Source organism: Burkholderia pyrrocinia, from assembly GCF_022809715.1.
Taxonomy (GTDB): domain Bacteria; phylum Pseudomonadota; class Gammaproteobacteria; order Burkholderiales; family Burkholderiaceae; genus Burkholderia; species Burkholderia pyrrocinia_C.
Window position 1 is genome coordinate 572,196 of sequence record NZ_CP094459.1, and the last position, 17,058, is coordinate 589,253.

The 17,058-nt window shown below is 66.2% G+C and carries 17 protein-coding genes and 1 tRNA gene; 6 read left to right on the forward strand and 12 right to left on the reverse strand.

Annotated features, from left to right (window positions below; translation table 11 throughout):
• Positions 1 to 7: 7 nt before the first annotated feature.
• From zapD to MRS60_RS02690, 8 genes are all read right to left on the reverse strand, one after another.
• A complete protein-coding gene (gene zapD / locus MRS60_RS02655) occupies positions 8 to 763 on the reverse strand; it encodes a cell division protein ZapD (protein ID WP_034182650.1) in 756 nt (251 codons plus the stop codon).
• 109 nt (positions 764 to 872) lie between these two features.
• Positions 873 to 1,481: a dephospho-CoA kinase gene (gene coaE / locus MRS60_RS02660; protein ID WP_243565181.1), complete on the reverse strand. Its 609-nt coding sequence runs from the start codon at positions 1,479 to 1,481 to the stop codon at positions 873 to 875.
• A 1-nt stretch (position 1,482) separates the two neighbouring features.
• Positions 1,483 to 2,394, reverse strand: coding sequence for a prepilin peptidase (locus tag MRS60_RS02665; RefSeq protein ID WP_243565182.1), 912 nt, complete (start codon positions 2,392 to 2,394; stop codon positions 1,483 to 1,485).
• Positions 2,395 to 2,439: 45 nt separating this feature from the next.
• Positions 2,440 to 3,645, reverse strand: coding sequence for a type II secretion system F family protein (locus MRS60_RS02670; protein ID WP_243565183.1), 1,206 nt, complete (start codon positions 3,643 to 3,645; stop codon positions 2,440 to 2,442).
• 2 nt (positions 3,646 to 3,647) lie between these two features.
• The gene (locus MRS60_RS02675; RefSeq protein ID WP_243565184.1) at positions 3,648 to 4,925 is read right to left on the reverse strand and encodes a GspE/PulE family protein; all 1,278 of its coding nucleotides are present in this window, start codon (positions 4,923 to 4,925) and stop codon (positions 3,648 to 3,650) included.
• Positions 4,926 to 5,008: 83 nt separating this feature from the next.
• Positions 5,009 to 6,301: an HlyC/CorC family transporter gene (locus tag MRS60_RS02680; RefSeq protein WP_243565185.1), complete on the reverse strand. Its 1,293-nt coding sequence runs from the start codon at positions 6,299 to 6,301 to the stop codon at positions 5,009 to 5,011.
• Between the two features lie 142 nt (positions 6,302 to 6,443).
• Positions 6,444 to 6,520, reverse strand: a tRNA-Pro gene (locus tag MRS60_RS02685).
• Between the two features lie 181 nt (positions 6,521 to 6,701).
• The gene (locus MRS60_RS02690; RefSeq protein WP_034182656.1) at positions 6,702 to 7,697 is read right to left on the reverse strand and encodes a polyprenyl synthetase family protein; all 996 of its coding nucleotides are present in this window, start codon (positions 7,695 to 7,697) and stop codon (positions 6,702 to 6,704) included.
• 210 nt (positions 7,698 to 7,907) lie between these two features.
• Here MRS60_RS02690 and rplU point away from each other — a divergent pair, with 210 nt between their 5' ends.
• From rplU to proB, 4 genes are all read left to right on the forward strand, one after another.
• Positions 7,908 to 8,219, forward strand: a complete 312-nt coding sequence (rplU, locus tag MRS60_RS02695) for a 50S ribosomal protein L21 (RefSeq protein ID WP_006025184.1) — start codon at positions 7,908 to 7,910, stop codon at positions 8,217 to 8,219.
• Between the two features lie 24 nt (positions 8,220 to 8,243).
• Complete coding sequence (rpmA, locus tag MRS60_RS02700) at positions 8,244 to 8,507, forward strand: 50S ribosomal protein L27 (protein WP_006476999.1); 264 nt, start codon at positions 8,244 to 8,246, stop codon at positions 8,505 to 8,507.
• 186 nt (positions 8,508 to 8,693) lie between these two features.
• Entirely contained in the window at positions 8,694 to 9,806 is a 1,113-nt protein-coding gene (gene obgE, locus MRS60_RS02705) for a GTPase ObgE (protein ID WP_034182657.1), read from the forward strand.
• A gap of 90 nt (positions 9,807 to 9,896) precedes the next feature.
• Positions 9,897 to 11,015 carry a glutamate 5-kinase gene (gene proB / locus MRS60_RS02710; RefSeq protein WP_034182658.1) on the forward strand — a complete coding sequence of 373 codons (1,119 nt, stop codon included), beginning with the start codon at positions 9,897 to 9,899 and terminating at the stop codon, positions 11,013 to 11,015.
• 96 nt (positions 11,016 to 11,111) lie between these two features.
• Here the strand turns inward: proB and MRS60_RS02715 are convergent, their stop codons facing one another.
• Positions 11,112 to 11,669, reverse strand: coding sequence for a CNP1-like family protein (locus tag MRS60_RS02715; protein WP_034182659.1), 558 nt, complete (start codon positions 11,667 to 11,669; stop codon positions 11,112 to 11,114).
• Positions 11,670 to 11,732: 63 nt separating this feature from the next.
• Entirely contained in the window at positions 11,733 to 12,380 is a 648-nt protein-coding gene (locus tag MRS60_RS02720) for an RNA pyrophosphohydrolase (RefSeq protein WP_034182660.1), read from the reverse strand.
• 218 nt (positions 12,381 to 12,598) lie between these two features.
• On the opposite strand from MRS60_RS02720, the gene MRS60_RS02725 reads away from it, so the two are divergent.
• Positions 12,599 to 14,335, forward strand: a complete 1,737-nt coding sequence (locus tag MRS60_RS02725; protein WP_034182661.1) for a proline--tRNA ligase — start codon at positions 12,599 to 12,601, stop codon at positions 14,333 to 14,335.
• Positions 14,336 to 14,356: 21 nt separating this feature from the next.
• A complete protein-coding gene (locus tag MRS60_RS02730; protein ID WP_217588321.1) occupies positions 14,357 to 14,959 on the forward strand; it encodes a MarC family protein in 603 nt (200 codons plus the stop codon).
• A gap of 79 nt (positions 14,960 to 15,038) precedes the next feature.
• Here the strand turns inward: MRS60_RS02730 and MRS60_RS02735 are convergent, their stop codons facing one another.
• Together MRS60_RS02735 and ffh are read right to left on the reverse strand one after the other, a co-directional pair.
• Positions 15,039 to 15,590 carry a hypoxanthine-guanine phosphoribosyltransferase gene (locus MRS60_RS02735; RefSeq protein WP_034182663.1) on the reverse strand — a complete coding sequence of 184 codons (552 nt, stop codon included), beginning with the start codon at positions 15,588 to 15,590 and terminating at the stop codon, positions 15,039 to 15,041.
• 94 nt (positions 15,591 to 15,684) lie between these two features.
• On the reverse strand, positions 15,685 to 17,052 hold the full coding sequence (gene ffh / locus MRS60_RS02740; protein WP_034182664.1) for a signal recognition particle protein: 1,368 nt from the start codon (positions 17,050 to 17,052) through the stop codon (positions 15,685 to 15,687).
• Between the last annotated feature and the right edge of the window lie 6 nt (positions 17,053 to 17,058).

The window sequence follows — 17,058 nt, forward strand, 5'->3', positions numbered from 1 at the left end:
GCGGCCGTTACAGATTGCACAGAGTCAGGTGGAACGGTACGTCGATGTCCACCGCGCGCGGCCGCACATCGCCGTCCTGCATGGTGAACCGTACCCACAGCATGTATTTGTTCGCGCTCGCTTCGGGAATGACGCGCAACTCCGGCGGCACGCGCACCTGCATCAACTGGTACGTGCGGCCGGACAGCATCTGCTGGTAGCTGCCCTGCATCGCCATGACCTTCGACGCCTGGCCCGATTCGCGCGCGAGGCGCAGCACGATCGACGCGGCGTCGCGCAGCGGCAGCATCGGCATGATCCACTTCGCGATGTCCTGGCGCCGCTGCTCGGCGGGCCATTGCTGCCACGCGTAGTACGACGGCAGGTCGAACTTGCAGGTGCCGCCGGGAATCACCGCGCGACTGCGGATGCTGGCGAGCCACTCGTTGTCGATGAGGTGCTGCCCGGTCTTGCCCTGCATCTGCGCGAGATTCGCGAGCGTCTGCTCGATTTCGCCGAGCACGGCTTCGAGCGCGTTCTGCTCGATGCCCGGATTACCGCGAAAGGGGGCGAGCGTCTGGCGTTGACGTTCGAGCTCCTTCATCAGATCCGATTTCAGGTCCGCGCGGCCGGTTACCTCGGCGATTTCGAACAGCGTCGTCAGCGCGACGTGGTGTTCACGCGGGTCCTCCTGAGCCAAGAAGAACGCGAAGCGCTCGAACAGGTCTTCGAGGCGCAGCAGCGTGCGAATTCGCTCGTTGAACGGATACTCGTAAAGAATCAAGCGCGCTCGCCTCTAGGGTAGGAATTGAAACAATGCAGCACATTCTAATGCTCACTCTCTACCCTAGCAACGCACCAATTTCGTACGCCATCACGATCGCGCACGAGGGTCAGTGCGCGGCGGCCGCGAATCCGAGATAGCGTTGGTGCAGCGCATCGACCTGCGCGGCGAGCGCATCGGGCGTCGTCGCGTCGTTGACGATCACGTCGTCGGCCGCCGCGAGACGGGCTTCGCGCGTCGCCTGTCTCGCGATGATCGCCTCGACCTGCTCGCGCGTGAACCCGTTGCGCTGCATCACGCGCGCGATCTGCGTCTCGACCGGGCAGTCGACGACGAGCACGCGATTGCTGCGCGCCTTCCAGTTGCCCGACTCGACGAGCAGCGGCACGACGAACATCACGTACGGGCCCTGCGCTTCGCGTGCGTCGCGATCGGTTTCCGCGCGGATCAGCGGATGCGTGATCGCTTCGAGGCGCCGGCGCGCGTCGTCGTCGCTGAAAATCAGTGCACGCATCTTCGCGCGATCGAGCGAACCGTCCGCGGCAACGAAGCTGCGGCCGAATGCCTGTTCGATCGCAGGCATCGCGAGGCCGCCGGGCGCGGTGATGCGGTGGGCGATCAGGTCGGTATCGACGAGCGATGCGCCGCGGGCGCCGAACAGGTCCGCGACGGTCGTCTTGCCGCTGCCGATGCCGCCGGTGAGTCCTACTGCGAACATGTCAGCCTCCGAGCGCCGCGTAGAAAGGGGTGCCGAAAAACAGCGTCGCGACGCCGCCCGCCGCGAGGAACGGGCCGAACGGAATCGGCTCCTCGAAGCGCATGCGGCCGCGCCAGGTCGCGACGAGCCCGACGGTCGCGCCCGTCACCGCGGCGAACAGCACGACCTGCGGCAGTGCGGCCCAGCCCATCCACGCGCCGAGCGCGGCGAGCAGCTTCAGGTCGCCGAAGCCGATGCCCTCGATGCCGCGCAACCATTTGAACAGCCAGTAGATCGACCACAGGAACAGGTAGCCGGCCATTGCGCCGATCACGGCCGAGCGCAGCGACGTGAACGTGCCGCCGAGGTTCAGCACGAGCCCGGCCCAGAGGAGCGGCAGCGTCATCGAATCGGGCAGGTAGCCGGTGCGGATATCGATCGCGCTCATCGCCAGCAGCGCGGCGCACAGCGCGAAGGCGGCAAGCGCGGCGACGGTCGGGCCGAACGCGGCGAGCGAGCCGGCGGCGAGCAGTGCGCACGCGAGTTCGACAAGCGGATAACGGATGCCGATCGCGTGGCCGCAGCGGCGGCAGCGTCCGCGCAATATCAGGTAGCTGACGAGCGGGATGTTTTCCCATGCGCGCAGCACGTGGCCGCAATGCGGGCATGCGCTGCGCGGGCGCCACAGATCGTAGCGCGGCGGATAACCGTCATCGGGGGCGGTGCCGGCGTTGCCGGTCGCTTCGGCGATCTCGGCCTGCCATGCGCGCTGCATCATCACGGGCAGCCGGTGCACGACCACGTTCAGGAAGCTGCCGATGCAAAGGCCGATGACGACCGCGAACGCATACTGCAGCGCGGGCGGCAGCATCGCCAGCGCGAACAGCGTGCTCTCGGGCGAATCGGGAACGGCGGACAGGGGCGCGGGCGTCATGAGGCTCAAGGTTCGGACTAAAAGGCGACAGAATCGGTTGCGATGCTACACCACGTTGCCGAGCTGAAGGATGGGCAGATACATCGCGATCACGAGGCCGCCGACGAGTGCGCCCAGTACGATCACGATCAGCGGTTCGCCGAGCGCCGCGAGCGTATCGAGACGCGCGTCGAGCTGGCGTTCGCACAGCGCGGCGAGGTCGGCGAGCATCGTGTCGAGCGCGCCGGTCTCCTCGGCGACGGCGATCGGCTGCACGACGTCGTCCGGAAAGCAGCCGGCCGACTGCATCGCATCGGCGAGACGCGCGCCGCGCAGCACGCGTGCCGCGATGTGCGCGGTGGCCTGCTCGAACACCGGATGGCCGGCCGTGCGCTCGAGCGTGGCGAAGGCGTCTGCGAGCGGCACGCCGGCACCGAGCAGCGTCGCAAGCGAGCGGCACCAGCGTGCGGCTGCGAACCGCGTGAGCGCGCTGCCTGCGAGCGGGGCGTGCAGCAGGCGCCACGCGAGCGCATGGCGCAGCGGCGCCGAGCGCCGAAGCGCGTGATGAGCGGCAAGCCCCGTTGCCGCGGCACCGGCCACGAGCACACCGCCCCACGCCGACAGCGCGGAGGACAGCGCAAGCAGTGCACGGGTCGGCGCCGGCAGTGCGGTGCCGAATCCGTCGAAGATCTGCCGGAACGTCGGCACGACCCACACCATCAACGCAGCCGAGATCGCGAGCGCGAACAGGATGACGGCTGCCGGATACGCGAGCGCGGCACGCAGCTTGCGCCACTGCGCGTCGGCACGCTCGCGGTGTTCCGCGACCCGTGTCAGCACGATGCCGAGCGAGCCGGACGCTTCGCCGACCTCGATCAGCTGGCGATACAGCGTGCCGAACTGCGCGGGATAGCGGGCGAGCGCATCGGCGAAGCGCTGCCCGCCGACGATCTCGCGGGCGAGGCCCGCGGCGATGCGCGGCACGCCGTCGCGCGTGCGCGTGCGCGCGAGCATCTCGAGCGACGGCGCGAGCGGCAGCCCGGCCTGCAGCAGGCTCGCGAGCTGGCGCGTGAAGCGCGTGATGTCGCGTGCGCCGGCCGTCGGCGGCCGGGCCGGCCCGCGGACGTCGAGCGACAGCACCGCGATGCCGTCGCGCGCGAGCGCGGCGCGCGCAGCCGCGGCGTCGAAGGCAATGACGGCCCCGCGGCGCGGCGTGCCGTCACGGCGGCGGCCGCGCCACGCGAAGCGGGTTTCGCGTGGCGGCGTGCGCATGCTCAGGCCGCCGGTGTCACGGCGACGGCTTCCGCGATGCTCGTCGTGCCGTCCCGGACGCGCGCGAAGGCCGCGTCGCGCAGATTGCGCACGCCTTCGGCCGCCGCGCATTGCGCGAGTTCGCCGACGCTCGCTCGCGCGACGATGCGTTCCGCCAGTTCGGGCGATACCGGCATCGTCTGATGCAGGCCGATGCGGCCGCGATAGCCGATACCGTGACACGCGGAACAGCCGCGCGCGACGAACGGCCGCCATCCGGCTGCCAGGGCCGCCGGGTCGCAGCCGGCTTCCCGCAGTACGCGCGCCGGTGCGTCCGAGTGCATGCGGCACGCGACGCACAAGCGCCGGACGAGGCGCTGCGCGGTGACGAGGTGCAGCGCGGCCGCGAGGTTGTACGGCGCGACACCGATGTCGAGCAGCCTCGCGACGGCGGCCGGCGCGTCGTTCGTGTGCAGGGTCGACAGCACGAGATGGCCGGTCTGCGCGGCCTTGATCGCGACGTCGGCGGTCTCCGCATCGCGAATCTCGCCGACCATGATGATGTCCGGATCCTGTCGCAGCAGCGCGCGCAGCGCCGTCGCGAACGTGAGCCCTGCCTTTTCGGCGACACCGACCTGGCTGATGCCGTCGAGCTGAATCTCGGCGGGATCCTCGACCGTGCAGACGTTGTGTGCGTCGCGATCGAGCATCTGCAGCGCGCAGTAGAGCGACAGCGTCTTGCCGCTGCCGGTCGGGCCCGTGACGAGCACGAGGCCGTGCGGTGCACGTATCGCGGCTTCCATTGCTGCTGCCTGCTGCGCGTCGAAGCCGAGGCGGGCGAGCGTCAGATCGGGCGGCAGCGTTTCGAGGCGACGCAGCACGAGCTTTTCGCCGAACAGCGTGGGCAACGAACTGACGCGATAGTCGCCGCGCGTGCCGCCGTCGATCGCGATGCGCAGCCTGCCGTCCTGCGGCAGCCGCCGCTCGGCGATGTCCATGCGCGCGAGGACCTTGATCCGCGTGACGAGCGCGTCGCGCAGGTGTAACGGCGGCCGCGCATGTTCGTGCAGCACGCCGTCGATGCGCAGGCGGATGCGCCAGCCGGCTTCGAACGGTTCGACGTGGATGTCGGATGCGTCGCGCACGCGTGCCGCGTGAAGCGTGTCGGTCAGCAGCCGCACGGCCGGTGCGTCGTCGAGTTGGGCCGCGTCGAGCGCGTATGGTGCGGCGGCGGGCGACGCATCGGAGTGGGCGGGCGGCGGCTGCGTGCGCAGCGGCGCCCCGGGAGGAGGGAAATGCATGTGAGCCGGCGCGTCGGCCGCCTGTTGAACGTGATCTGCAGATGGTCGCGCGTCGCGGGCGGCGCCGGCAGTCGGCCGTTCGGCTAACGCAGGGCGGTGCGTGCGGTGCGCGCGCCGCGCGGCTTGAAGAGCTTGACGGTGCGCACGGCCTGGTCGTCGCTGCGCATCACCTCGAGCATCACGTCGCCGATTTTCAGGCACACGTCGTCTTCCGGAATTTCCTCGAGGGTTTCGAGAATCAGCCCATTCAGCGTCTTCGGCCCGTCGGTCGGCAGCTTCAGGTGCAGCCAGCGGTTCAGTTCGCGCAGCGGCATGCCGGCCGTGACGATGCATTCGCCGTTCTCGTCCCAGCCGCCCGCGCGTTCGCTGCGCGGCATCGACGTCGTGAATTCGCCGATCAGCTCCTCGATGATGTCTTCGGGCGTGACGAGCCCTTCGAGCTCGCCGTATTCGTTGACGACGAGCGCGGTACGCTGCCGGGTCTCCTGGAAATACTGGAGCTGCTGAACCACCGGCGTGCCCGACGGCACGTAGTACGGCTCGGCGAGCAGCGAGCGCAGCGTTTCGCGGTCGAACTCCTGGTTGTGCAGCGCGGTCAGCGTCTTGCGCACGTGCAGCACGCCGAGCACCTTGTCGATGTCGCCTTCGTAGACGACGAGCCGGTTGTGATAGCAGGTTTCGAGCTGGTGCAGGACGTCGTCGAGCGGCGCATAGAAGTTGAGCGATTCGATCTGGCGGCGCGGCACCATCACGTCGTCGACCGTGATGTTCTCGAGGTCGAACAGGTTGAGCAGGATGCTGCGGTGCTTGGTCGGCATGAAGCTGCTCGACTCGAGCACGATGGCCCGCAGTTCGTCGGTGGACATCCGCTGGTCGCGGCCCTTCTTCGTGTTGATGCGCAGCACCCACAGCACGCCGTTCGCGAGCGCGTTGACGAACCAGACGACCGGCTTGAACACGCGCATCAGCGGCGCGATCACGAGGCTCGCGGGCAGGGCGATGCGTTCGGGGAAGGTCGCGCCGACGATCTTCGGCGCGATTTCCGCGAACACGATGATCAGGAACGCGACGATGCCGGTCGCGATCGACAGCGCGAGATTGTTGCGGCCGAACGTATGGAGCGCGAGCGACGTCGTCAGGACCGGGATGATCGTGTTGAACAGGTTGTTGCCGATCAGGATCACGCTGAGCAGCAGGTCAGTACGCGTGAGAAGCCCCTGGGTGGTCTTCGCGCCGAGTGCGCCCTGGCCGGCGAGATGCTTCAGCCGATGGCGATTGAGCGCCATCATCGCGGTCTCGGAAATGGAGAAGAAGCTGGAACAGAGGAGAAGCAGGAAGACGGCGCCGATTTGCGCCCATAAGGGAATTTGGTCCACGCGTCGGAAAGGGCAGTGAAGGACAGGAATGGAGGGAATATAGCAGAGGCCGGCGACCGCGATGTGTCGTGCGCGACACGATGGGCCCGCAGCGGCCGGGCAAAAAAAAACCGTGCACGCAGTGCACGGTTTTTTACAAATCTGGTCGGGGTGAGAGGATTCGAACCTCCGGCCTCTACGTCCCGAACGTAGCGCTCTACCAGGCTAAGCTACACCCCGATTTGGACTCTTCCGATTTCGCAGTCTTCTTCAAGACCGCTGCGTCGTCGAGCAAGAACATAACTATAACGACGTTTCTTCGAAAATGGAATACCTTGGCGAAGAAATTTTTCGAGACGGGGGAATCGCACCGTGTCGAACGTGCGTCGTCGCAGCAGTGGCGACGACGCACGCAATGCGTTTACGACTGCCGCGACGTCGAGTACGAGCACAGCGCGAGCAGGCTCTCCTTATAGATCGAATCGGGGAACGCGGCGATCGCTGCCGCTGCCGCCTGCGCTTCCTGGCGTGCGCATTCGAGCGTGTGATCCAGCGCGCCCGAACGTGTGATCGCTTCGAAAATCGTGTCGAAGCGATCGGTGCCGCCCTGTTCGATCGCCTCGCGTGCAAGCGCCGACTGTTCCGGCGTGCCGCGTTCGATCAGGTAGATGAGCGGCAGCGTCGGTTTGCCTTCGCGCAGGTCGTCGCCGGCATTCTTGCCCATCGCCTCGACGGTGCCCGCGTAGTCGAGCCAGTCGTCCATGATCTGGAACGCGGTGCCGATCCGGCGGCCGTATTCGGCGGCGGCGGCTTCGGTCGGCGCATCGGCGCCGGCGAGCACCGCGCCGAGACGCGCCGACGCCTCGAACAGTTTGGCTGTCTTGTAGCGGATCACCTGCATGTAGCGCGTTTCGTCGACGTCCGCGTCGTGCATGTTGAGGAGCTGCAGCACCTCGCCTTCGGAAATGATCGTCGTCGCTTCGGACAGGATCTCCATCACGCGCATCTTGCCGACGCCGACCATCATTTCGAACGAGCGCGAATAGAGGTAATCGCCTACCAGCACGCTCGCCGCGTTGCCGAACAGCGCGTTGGCGGTCTGGCGGCCGCGGCGCAGCTCGGATTCGTCGACGACGTCGTCATGCAGCAGCGTGGCCGTATGGATGAACTCGACGACGGCGGCCAGCACGTGCCGCTGGTGCGACGTCTCGCCGAGCGCGCCGGCGACGAGCAGCAGCAACGCCGGACGCAGCCGCTTGCCGCCCGCGCCGATGATGTACTCGGCGATCTGGTTGATCAGCAGCACGTCGGACGCGAGGCTTTGCCGGATAACGCGATTCACCTGCTCCATGTCGCTGGTGATCGGAGCGAGCAGGTGGGCGGCGCTGAGGGTGGGGGAGGCGGTGGACGACGACATGATGATGGAATTGGGTGATGCCGCGGATTATAAGTCGAATCCGAGATCTCCCGGTCTGTCGGACGTGCCGCAGCCGCGATTTTGGCCGTCCGGCCGAGGCCGGCGTACGGCAATCGTCGATCGGTTTTGACTTGGGTGCTAACCCCATGTATAATCACGTGTTTTCCGCGCGTGGTGTGCGGAAAAATTGGATCCAGAGTGAGGTTCTCAATGTACGCGGTCATAAAAACCGGCGGCAAGCAGTACAAGGTTGCCGTTGGCGAAAAACTCAAAGTAGAACAGATACCGGCTGACATTGACGCTGAAATCACGCTCGACCAGGTTCTCGCAGTGGGCGAAGGCGAATCGATTAAGTTCGGTACGCCGCTGGTCAGTGGGGCTTCCGTCAAGGCCACCGTTGTGTCGCACGGTCGTCACGCCAAGGTCACCATCTTCAAGATGCGTCGCCGGAAGCACTACCAAAAGCACGGCGGCCACCGCCAGAACTACACTGAGCTGCGCATCGACGCGATCAACGCGTAAGCGCCTCGGTTAAGGAGCAATCAGATGGCACACAAAAAGGCAGGCGGCTCTTCCCGGAACGGCCGCGACTCCGAGTCGAAACGTCTCGGCGTGAAGGTGTACGGCGGCCAGGCAATCAATGCCGGCGGCATCATCGTGCGTCAGCGCGGCACGCGCATGCACGCAGGCGAGAACGTCGGCATGGGCAAGGATCACACCCTGTTCGCGCTGGTCGACGGTCACGTGAAGTTCGCGACGAAGGGCGCGGACAAGAAGCATCTGGTCATCGTCGTCCCGGCGGCTGCCTAAGTTCAGGCACCCACGGGCTTCGAGCCGAAAGGCCCCGCAGTCTTCGCGGGGCCTTTTTTATTTGGCCGCCGGGCGCATGTGCGTTCCGGCGACCGTCGTGCAACCGGCGTACGATCGGCCGAACGGCAGATTGTTCAAGCGCGCCGGCGCGCGGCACAATAGCGGAAATACTGGGCGGAGTGACGAATGAAGTTCATTGACGAAGCACGAATCGAAGTCATCGCCGGCGACGGAGGCGATGGCAGCGCGTCGATGCGCCGCGAGAAATTCGTCCCGTTCGGCGGGCCGGACGGCGGCGACGGCGGCCGGGGCGGTAGCGTCTACGCGATCGCCGACCGCAACATCAACACGCTGATCGACTACCGTTACGCGAAGAAGCACCTGGCGCGCAATGGCGAAAACGGTCGCGGCTCGGATTGCTACGGCAAGGGCGGCGACGACGTCACGCTGCGCATGCCGGTCGGCACGATCATCAGCGACATGGATACCGGCGAGCTGATCGCCGACCTGACCGAGCACGACCAGCAGGTGATGCTCGCACAGGGTGGCTCTGGCGGCCTCGGCAACCTGCATTTCAAGTCGAGCACGAACCGCGCGCCGCGTCAGAAGACAGACGGCAAGCCCGGCGAGCGGCGCATGCTGAAGCTCGAGTTGAAGGTGCTCGCCGATGTCGGCCTGCTCGGTATGCCGAACGCGGGCAAGTCGACGTTCATTTCGTCGGTGTCGAATGCGAGGCCGAAGATCGCCGACTACCCGTTCACGACGCTCGCGCCGAATCTCGGCGTGGTGCGCGTCGGCCCGAGCAAGAGCTTCGTGATCGCCGACATCCCGGGGCTGATCGAGGGCGCAGCCGAAGGCGCGGGCCTCGGGCATCAGTTCCTGCGTCACCTGCAGCGCACCGGCGTGCTGCTGCATCTTGTCGATCTCGCCCCGTTCGACGAAAGCGTCGATCCGGTCGCGGAAGCGACTGCGATCGTCGGCGAGCTGCGCAAGTACGATGAGGCGCTGTACGAGAAGCCGCGCTGGCTCGTGCTCAACAAGCTCGACATGGTGCCGGAAGACGAGCGCGAGGCGCGCGTCGCGGATTTCCTCGAGCGCTTCGGCTGGGACGGCCCCGTGTTCGAGATTTCGGCGCTGACGGGGCAGGGCTGCGAAGCGCTGTGCTACGCGATCTACGATTACCTGTCCGAGCATTCGGACGCGCATCGCGCGGCGGAGGCGGAAGATCTCGCGGCGGACGTGCGTTTCCGCGATGCGCCGCCTGCGAACGGCGGTGCAGTGCCGGGCGACGACGCCTGAGCGGTTCCGGAATGCGCCGGGCGTGCCGCCCGGCGTCGGCGTTCAATCGCGCCCGGCCGGGCAGGCATCAGATACAGGAGACAGTGCAGGATGCGTTCGATCATCGCGGATTCGAAGCGATTGGTGGTGAAGGTGGGCTCCAGCCTCGTGACCAACGACGGCAAGGGGCTCGATCATGCTGCAATCGGCCGCTGGGCCGCCCAGATCGCCGCGCTGCGCGCTCAGGGCAAGGAAGTCGTGCTCGTCAGTTCGGGCGCGATTGCCGAAGGGATGCAGCGGCTCGGCTGGAGCAAGCGGCCGCGCGAAATCGACGAGCTGCAGGCCGCCGCCGCAGTCGGCCAGATGGGGCTCGCGCAGGTCTATGAAAGCCGTTTCACCGAACACGACATCCGCACCGCGCAGATCCTGCTCACGCACGCCGACCTGGCGGACCGCGAGCGTTACCTGAATGCGCGTTCGACGCTGCTCACGCTGCTGCGGCTCGGCGTCGTGCCGATCATCAACGAGAACGACACGGTCGTTACCGACGAAATCAAGTTCGGCGACAACGACACGCTCGGTGCGCTCGTCGCGAACCTGATCGAAGGCGATGCGCTGATCATCCTGACCGACCAGTCGGGGCTGTTCACGGCCGATCCGCGCAAGGATCCGAACGCGACGCTCGTCGCCGAGGCCAATGCGGGCGCGCCGGAACTCGAGGCGATGGCGGGCGGTGCGGGCTCGAGCCTCGGCCGCGGCGGGATGTTGACGAAGATTCTCGCGGCGAAGCGTGCGGCGCACAGCGGCGCGAACACCGTGATCGCGAGCGGTCGGGAGTCCGACGTGCTCGTGCGTCTGGCGGCCGGCGAGGCGATCGGCACGCAACTGATCGCACGTACCGCGCGGATGGCGGCGCGCAAGCAATGGATGGCCGATCACCTGCAGGTGCGCGGCCATGTCGTGATCGATGCCGGCGCGGTCGAGAAACTGACGGCCGGCGGCAAGAGCCTGCTGCCGATCGGCGTGACCGGCGTGCAGGGCGCGTTCGCGCGCGGCGAGGTGATCGCGTGCGTCGGTCCCGACGGGCGCGAAGTGGCGCGTGGGCTCACGAACTACAGCAGCGCCGAGACGAAGCTGATTCAGCGCAAGCCGAGCGGCGAGATCGAGACCGTGCTCGGCTACATGCTGGAGCCTGAACTGATCCATCGCGACAACCTCGTGCTGGTGTGACTGTCCGCTCCGGATCCGGTAGCCAAATAAAAAGCCCGCGTGATGCGGGCTTTTTGCATGGTGCGGGACGGAGCAGGCGGCTCGTGCCGCGTACCGTCAGCGCAACTGGCTCATTGCGGTGCGGTGAAACCGGATGTTCTCCAGGATCTGCTTGGTCGAGCCTTGCGGCATCTTGTTCGCGCAGAAATAGTCCTGATAGAGCGACGAGTGGTACGCATTCAGTTCGCCGTTCTCGATGCGCCGCCAGTCGTTCTCGACCGTGCGGTCCCAGCCGTCGTGTTCCGCATTCAGGCCGGCGTACTGCCGCCATTCGTAGGTGTCGCAGCGGATGCCTTCGTAGTTCACATTGCGCGCGCCGGCCGGGCTCGTGATGACGACGGCGTAGCGCACGACGCCATCGGTGCCGACCGCGAGCGACTTCGCATCGACGAAGAACTTGAGCGGCGTGTTCTGCGATACGTTGAACGGCAGCAGGTCGCCCGTCTGCGGCAGCGGCGGCAGTGTGTCGACCGCGTTTTCCTTCCAGGTGCCCTGGCGGTCCAGCAGATACACGAACTCGCTGTCATCCTTGTTGGTCGGCGTCTTCGAATTCGCGCAACCGGCCAGCATGGCCGCTGCGGCAATCGATGCGAGCGCGAGAGCAATCGCTTTCAATATGCATTCCTCGTAAAAAAAGGGCGCGACACAAGGTCGCGCCCGGTCATGCAGTCCGACTCGTCATTTGCCGACGATCACGTGGGGCGGCATCTCGTCGAGCGTGCCCGCTTCCACTTCGATCTCCGAACAGACTACCGATGTGTCGACAATCGTCAACGTCTGCTGGGCCTGTGCGCCGATGACGCGCGGATAGCGCGACAGACGCGGCCCGCGCGGCTTTTCGGCTCGCTGCGCCGGGCGGCGCAGGAAGCGCGACAGTTCCGTCAGCGCCAACTGATAGACATCCCGCTTGAACTCGATCACCGCATCGAGCGGCACCCAGTACTCGTTCCAGCGCCACGCATCGAACTCCGGGTGATCGGTCGCGCGCAAGCAAATGTCGCAATCGCGTCCAACCATCCGCAGCAGGAACCAGATCTGCTTCTGGCCGCGGTAATGACCGCGTACTTCGCGTTTGATGAACTTGTCAGGCACCTCGTAACGCAACCAGTCGCGAGTGCGGCCGATTATCTTGACGTGTTCCGGATGCAGGCCCGTTTCCTCGTGCAGTTCCCGGTACATCGCCTGCATGGGGGTCTCGCCGTACTTGATCCCACCTTGAGGAAACTGCCAGGAGTGCTCGCGGAGCCGCTTGCCCCAAAACACCTCGTTGCGCGCGTTCAAGAGGATGATGCCGACGTTCGGGCGAAAGCCTTCACGATCCAGCATACAACCACCTTCGAATCCTTTAAAATTGCTTTGATTATAAACAGATAACGGGCGCTGCGCACCGTGACGGAGCGAATCCGCGCGGGGCACACCGGCTGAATTGTCCCTGATTAGTCTGCTACGTCATCTGCGCCATCGTCGTTCGTCGCGCGCAGCTTTTTCACCTTGAAACTTTTTCGGGCGCCCCGCCTGGGGGCGCCGTTTTTGGAACCGTCCGCATGAAAGCTTCCCGTTTCTTTATCGGCACCCTGAAAGAAGCACCCGCCGACGCAGAGATCGTCAGCCACAAGCTGATGGTACGCGCCGGCATGATCCGTCGCGTCGCCGGCGGCATCTATAACTACCTGCCGGTCGGCCTGCGTTCGATTCGCAAGGTCGAGGCGATCGTGCGCGAGGAAATGAACCGGGCGGGCGCCATCGAGCTGCTGATGCCGGCCGTGCAGCCGGCCGAGCTGTGGCAGGAATCGGGCCGCTGGGAACAGTACGGCCCCGAGCTGCTGCGCTTCAAGGACCGCAAGGACAACGATTTCGTGATCGGGCCGACGCACGAGGAAGTCGTCACCGACATCGCGCGCAACCAGATCAAGAGCTACCGGCAGATGCCGGTGAACTTCTACCAGATCCAGACGAAGTTCCGCGACGAGATCCGTCCGCGCTTCGGCGTGATGCGCGGCCGCGAATTCATCATGAAGGACGCATATTCGTTCGACAAGGATGCGGCCGGCCTGAACGAGTCGTATCGCAAGATGTACGACGCGTACGTGCGCATCTTCACGCGCCTCGGCCTCGAGTTTCGTGCGGTCGCGGCCGACAGCGGCTCGATCGGCGGCAACTTCTCGCACGAGTTCCACGTGATCGCCGACACCGGCGAGGACGCGATCGCCTACTGCCCGACGTCCGAGTTCGCGGCGAACATCGAGGCGGCCGAAGCGCTGCCGCTGATTGCCGAGCGCGCTGCGCCGGCAGAAGCGATGGAAAAGGTCGCGACGCCGGGCAAGGCGAAGTGCGAAGCCGTCGCCGAACTGCTGGCCATCCCGCTCGAGCGCACGATCAAGTCGATCGTGCTCGCGACCGACAACGAAGGCGCCGAGCCGACCATCTGGCTCGTGATGCTGCGCGGCGACCACGACCTGAACGAGATCAAGGTGTCGAAGCTGCCGGGCCTGAAGAACCACCGCTTCGCGACCGAACAGGAAATCGTCGAGTGGTTCGGCACGCCGCCGGGCTACCTCGGCCCGGTCGGCACGAAGAAGCCCGTGAAGGTGATCGCGGACCGCACGGTCGCGAACATGAGCGACTTCGTCGTCGGCGCGAACGAGGTCGACTATCACATCGCGGGCGTGAACTGGGGCCGCGACCTGCCCGAGCCGGACGTCGCCGACGTGCGCAACGTGCAGAAGGGCGACCCGTCGCCGGACGGCAAGGGCGTGATCGACATCTGCCGCGGCATCGAGGTTGGCCACGTGTTCCAGCTCGGCACCAAGTACTCGGAAGCGCTGGGCGCGACGTTCCTAGACGAGTCGGGCAAGCCGCAGCCGATGCTGATGGGCTGCTACGGCGTCGGCGTCACGCGCATTCTCGGCGCGGCGATCGAACAGAACTTCGACGACCGCGGCATCATCTGGCCGGAGTCGATCGCGCCGTTCGAGGTCGTGCTGTGCCCGATGGGCTATGACCGCAGCGAAATGGTGCGCGAGACCGCCGACAAGCTGTACGCGGAACTCGTTGCGGCCGGCATCGACGTGATCCTCGACGACCGCGGCGAGCGTCCGGGCGTGATGTTCGCCGACTGGGAGCTGATCGGCGTGCCGCATCGCCTCGTGATCGGCGAGCGCGGCCTGAAGGAAGGCAAGATCGAGTATCAGGGCCGCCGCGACGCCGAAGCGACGCTGCTGCCGGTCGACGCGGCCGCGGCGACGGTCGCGGAGAAGATCCGCGCCGCGCTCGCGCACTAAGCGCGGCGACCGGGGGACACGATGGAATACACGTTCCTGTCGGCCACCGTGCTCCTGGTGCTGATCACCGATCCGCTCGGCAACATCCCGCTGTTCATTACGGCGATGCGGGACGTGCCGCGCGAGCGGCGCGTGAAGCTGATCCTGCGTGAAGTGGGGATCGCGTTCGTGATCCTGCTGTTCTTCATGGTGGTCGGCGACCGCTTCCTGCGGATGATGAACCTCACCGACCTGTCGTTGCGGCTCGGCGGCGGGATCGTGCTGTTCCTGATCGCACTGCGGATGATCTTCCCGCATCCGGACGGCGCGCTCGGCAGCGATCCGCGTGCGGGAGGCGAACCGTTCATCGTGCCGCTCGCGATTCCGGCACTCGCCGGGCCGTCGGCGCTCGCGACGGTGATGCTGCTGACGTCGCAGGCGCCGGGCAAGATGTTCGAGTGGGTCGGCGCGCTGACGGTCACGATGCTCGTCTGCGCGGTCACGCTGGTATTGGCCGAACGGATCCAGCAGTGGCTCGGCGAGCGGACGGTCGCGGCGTTCGAGCGGCTGATGGGCCTCGTGCTCGTCGCGATTTCGGTCGAGATGCTGCTGGCCGGCATCCGCGCGTTCGTGCACCAGCTGTAGGGCGGCGCGCACACGAAAAAAAGCGGCGCTCCGGGAAACCGGAGCGCCGCTTTCTTTTATATAGCGGGCAGCGCGGCGATCAGACGTTCGCGGTCAGCGCGCGGATCGTCGGCAGGTTGCGCCAGTAGCCCTTCGCATCCATCCCGCAGCCGAACACGTAGCGGTCCGGCACCGAGAAGCCGCAGAAGTCGGGGTGCAGCGGTTTGGCCTTTGCGAGCGTCTTCTCGCACAGCACGGCCGACATGAAGCGCTGCGCGCCCATGTCGAGGATGCGGTCGCGGATCGCGGCCATCGTCTCGCCTTCGTCGAGGATGTCGTCGAGCACGAGCACGATCCGGTCCTTCACCGACTCGCGCGGCGCGACGCGCCAGTGCATCTCCGGGCTGCCCTGCGTCGTGTTGCGGTAGCGGGTCAGGTGGATGTAGTCGAATTCGAGCGGGAAATCGAGATGCGGCAGCAGCATCCCGGTAAACACCGCGGCGCCGCCCATCACCGAGAGAACGAGCGGGAACGCATCGCCGATCTCGGCGCGGATCGCGTCGGCCATCCGGGCGATCGACGCGTTGACGGCGTCGGCCGAGACGATCTCTTCGGAGTGGTCGAAAATGTGGAGGGCTTCTTCGCGGTTCATGTGTTCTGGCGGGCAGTCGGTATACAAATAAGGATGAAGCAGAACGGACGGCGCGCGCTACAGCAAAAACCCGCGCGCCGGCCGACGGGCGGAATCAGCGCATGCCGGGCATCATGCCCTTCAGGCCGCGCATCATCTTCTGCATGTTGCCGCCCTTCAGCTTCTTCATCATCGTACGCATCTGGTCGTACTGGTTCAGCATCCGGTTGACTTCCTGCACCGGCACGCCCGCGCCGGCCGCAATGCGGCGCTTGCGCGTCGCCTTGATGATTTCGGGTTTCGCGCGCTCGGCGGGCGTCATCGAGCTGATGATCCCTTCCATCCGGCGGATCTGCTTTTCGGCCTGGCCCATGTCGGCGCCGGCCGCCGCCTGCTGGAATTGCGCGGGCAGCTTGTCCATCAGCGACGACAGGCCGCCCATGTTCTTCATCTGCGAGATCTGCGCGCGGAAATCGTTCAGGTCGAAGTCGCCGCCCTTCTTGACCTTGTCGGCGAGCTTCTGTGCGGCCTGCACGTCGACGCCGCGCTGCGCTTCCTCGACGAGCGCGAGGATGTCGCCCATGCCGAGGATCCGGTTCGCCATCCGGTCGGGGTGGAACACCTCGAGGCCGTCGAGCTTTTCGGCGACACCGACGAACTTGATCGGCTTGCCCGTGATGTGGCGCACCGACAGCGCGGCGCCGCCGCGCGAATCGCCGTCGAGCTTGGTCAGCACGACGCCGGTGAGCGGCAGCGTGTCGTTGAACGCCTTCGCGGTGTTGACCGCGTCTTGGCCGAGCATCGCGTCGACGACGAACAGCGTTTCGGCCGGCTTCAGCGTGCTGTGCAGCGCGGCGATTTCCTGCATCATCGCCTCGTCGATGCCGAGGCGGCCGGCCGTGTCGACGATCAGCACGTCATGGTAGTGGCGCTTCGCCCAGTCGACGGCCGCCAGCGCGATGTCGACGGGCTTCTGGTCCGGCGTCGACGGGAAGAAGTCGGCGCCGACCTGTTCGCTCACCGTTTTCAACTGCATGATGGCGGCCGGACGATACACGTCGCACGACACGGTCAGCACCTTCTTCTTGTACTTCTCGCGCAACAGCTTCGCGAGTTTGCCGACGGTCGTGGTCTTGCCCGCGCCCTGCAGGCCGGCCATCAGGATCACGGCGGGCGGCGTGACCGCGAGATTCAGCTCGGCGGCCTTGCCTTCGTAGTCGCCGCCGATCACGGCGGTCAGTTCCTTCTGGACCACGCCGACGAGCGCCTGACCCGGCGACAGGCTGCTGATCACTTCTTCGCCGAGCGCCTTTTCCTTGACCTTGGCGATGAATTCGCGGACGACCGGCAGCGACACGTCGGCTTCCAGCAGCGCGAGACGCACCTCGCGGAGCATCTCCTGCGTGTTGGCCTCGGTGAGCCGGGCCTCGCCGCGCAGCGTCTTGACGACGCGCGCCATCCGTTGAGTGAGATTGTCGAGCATGGGGAG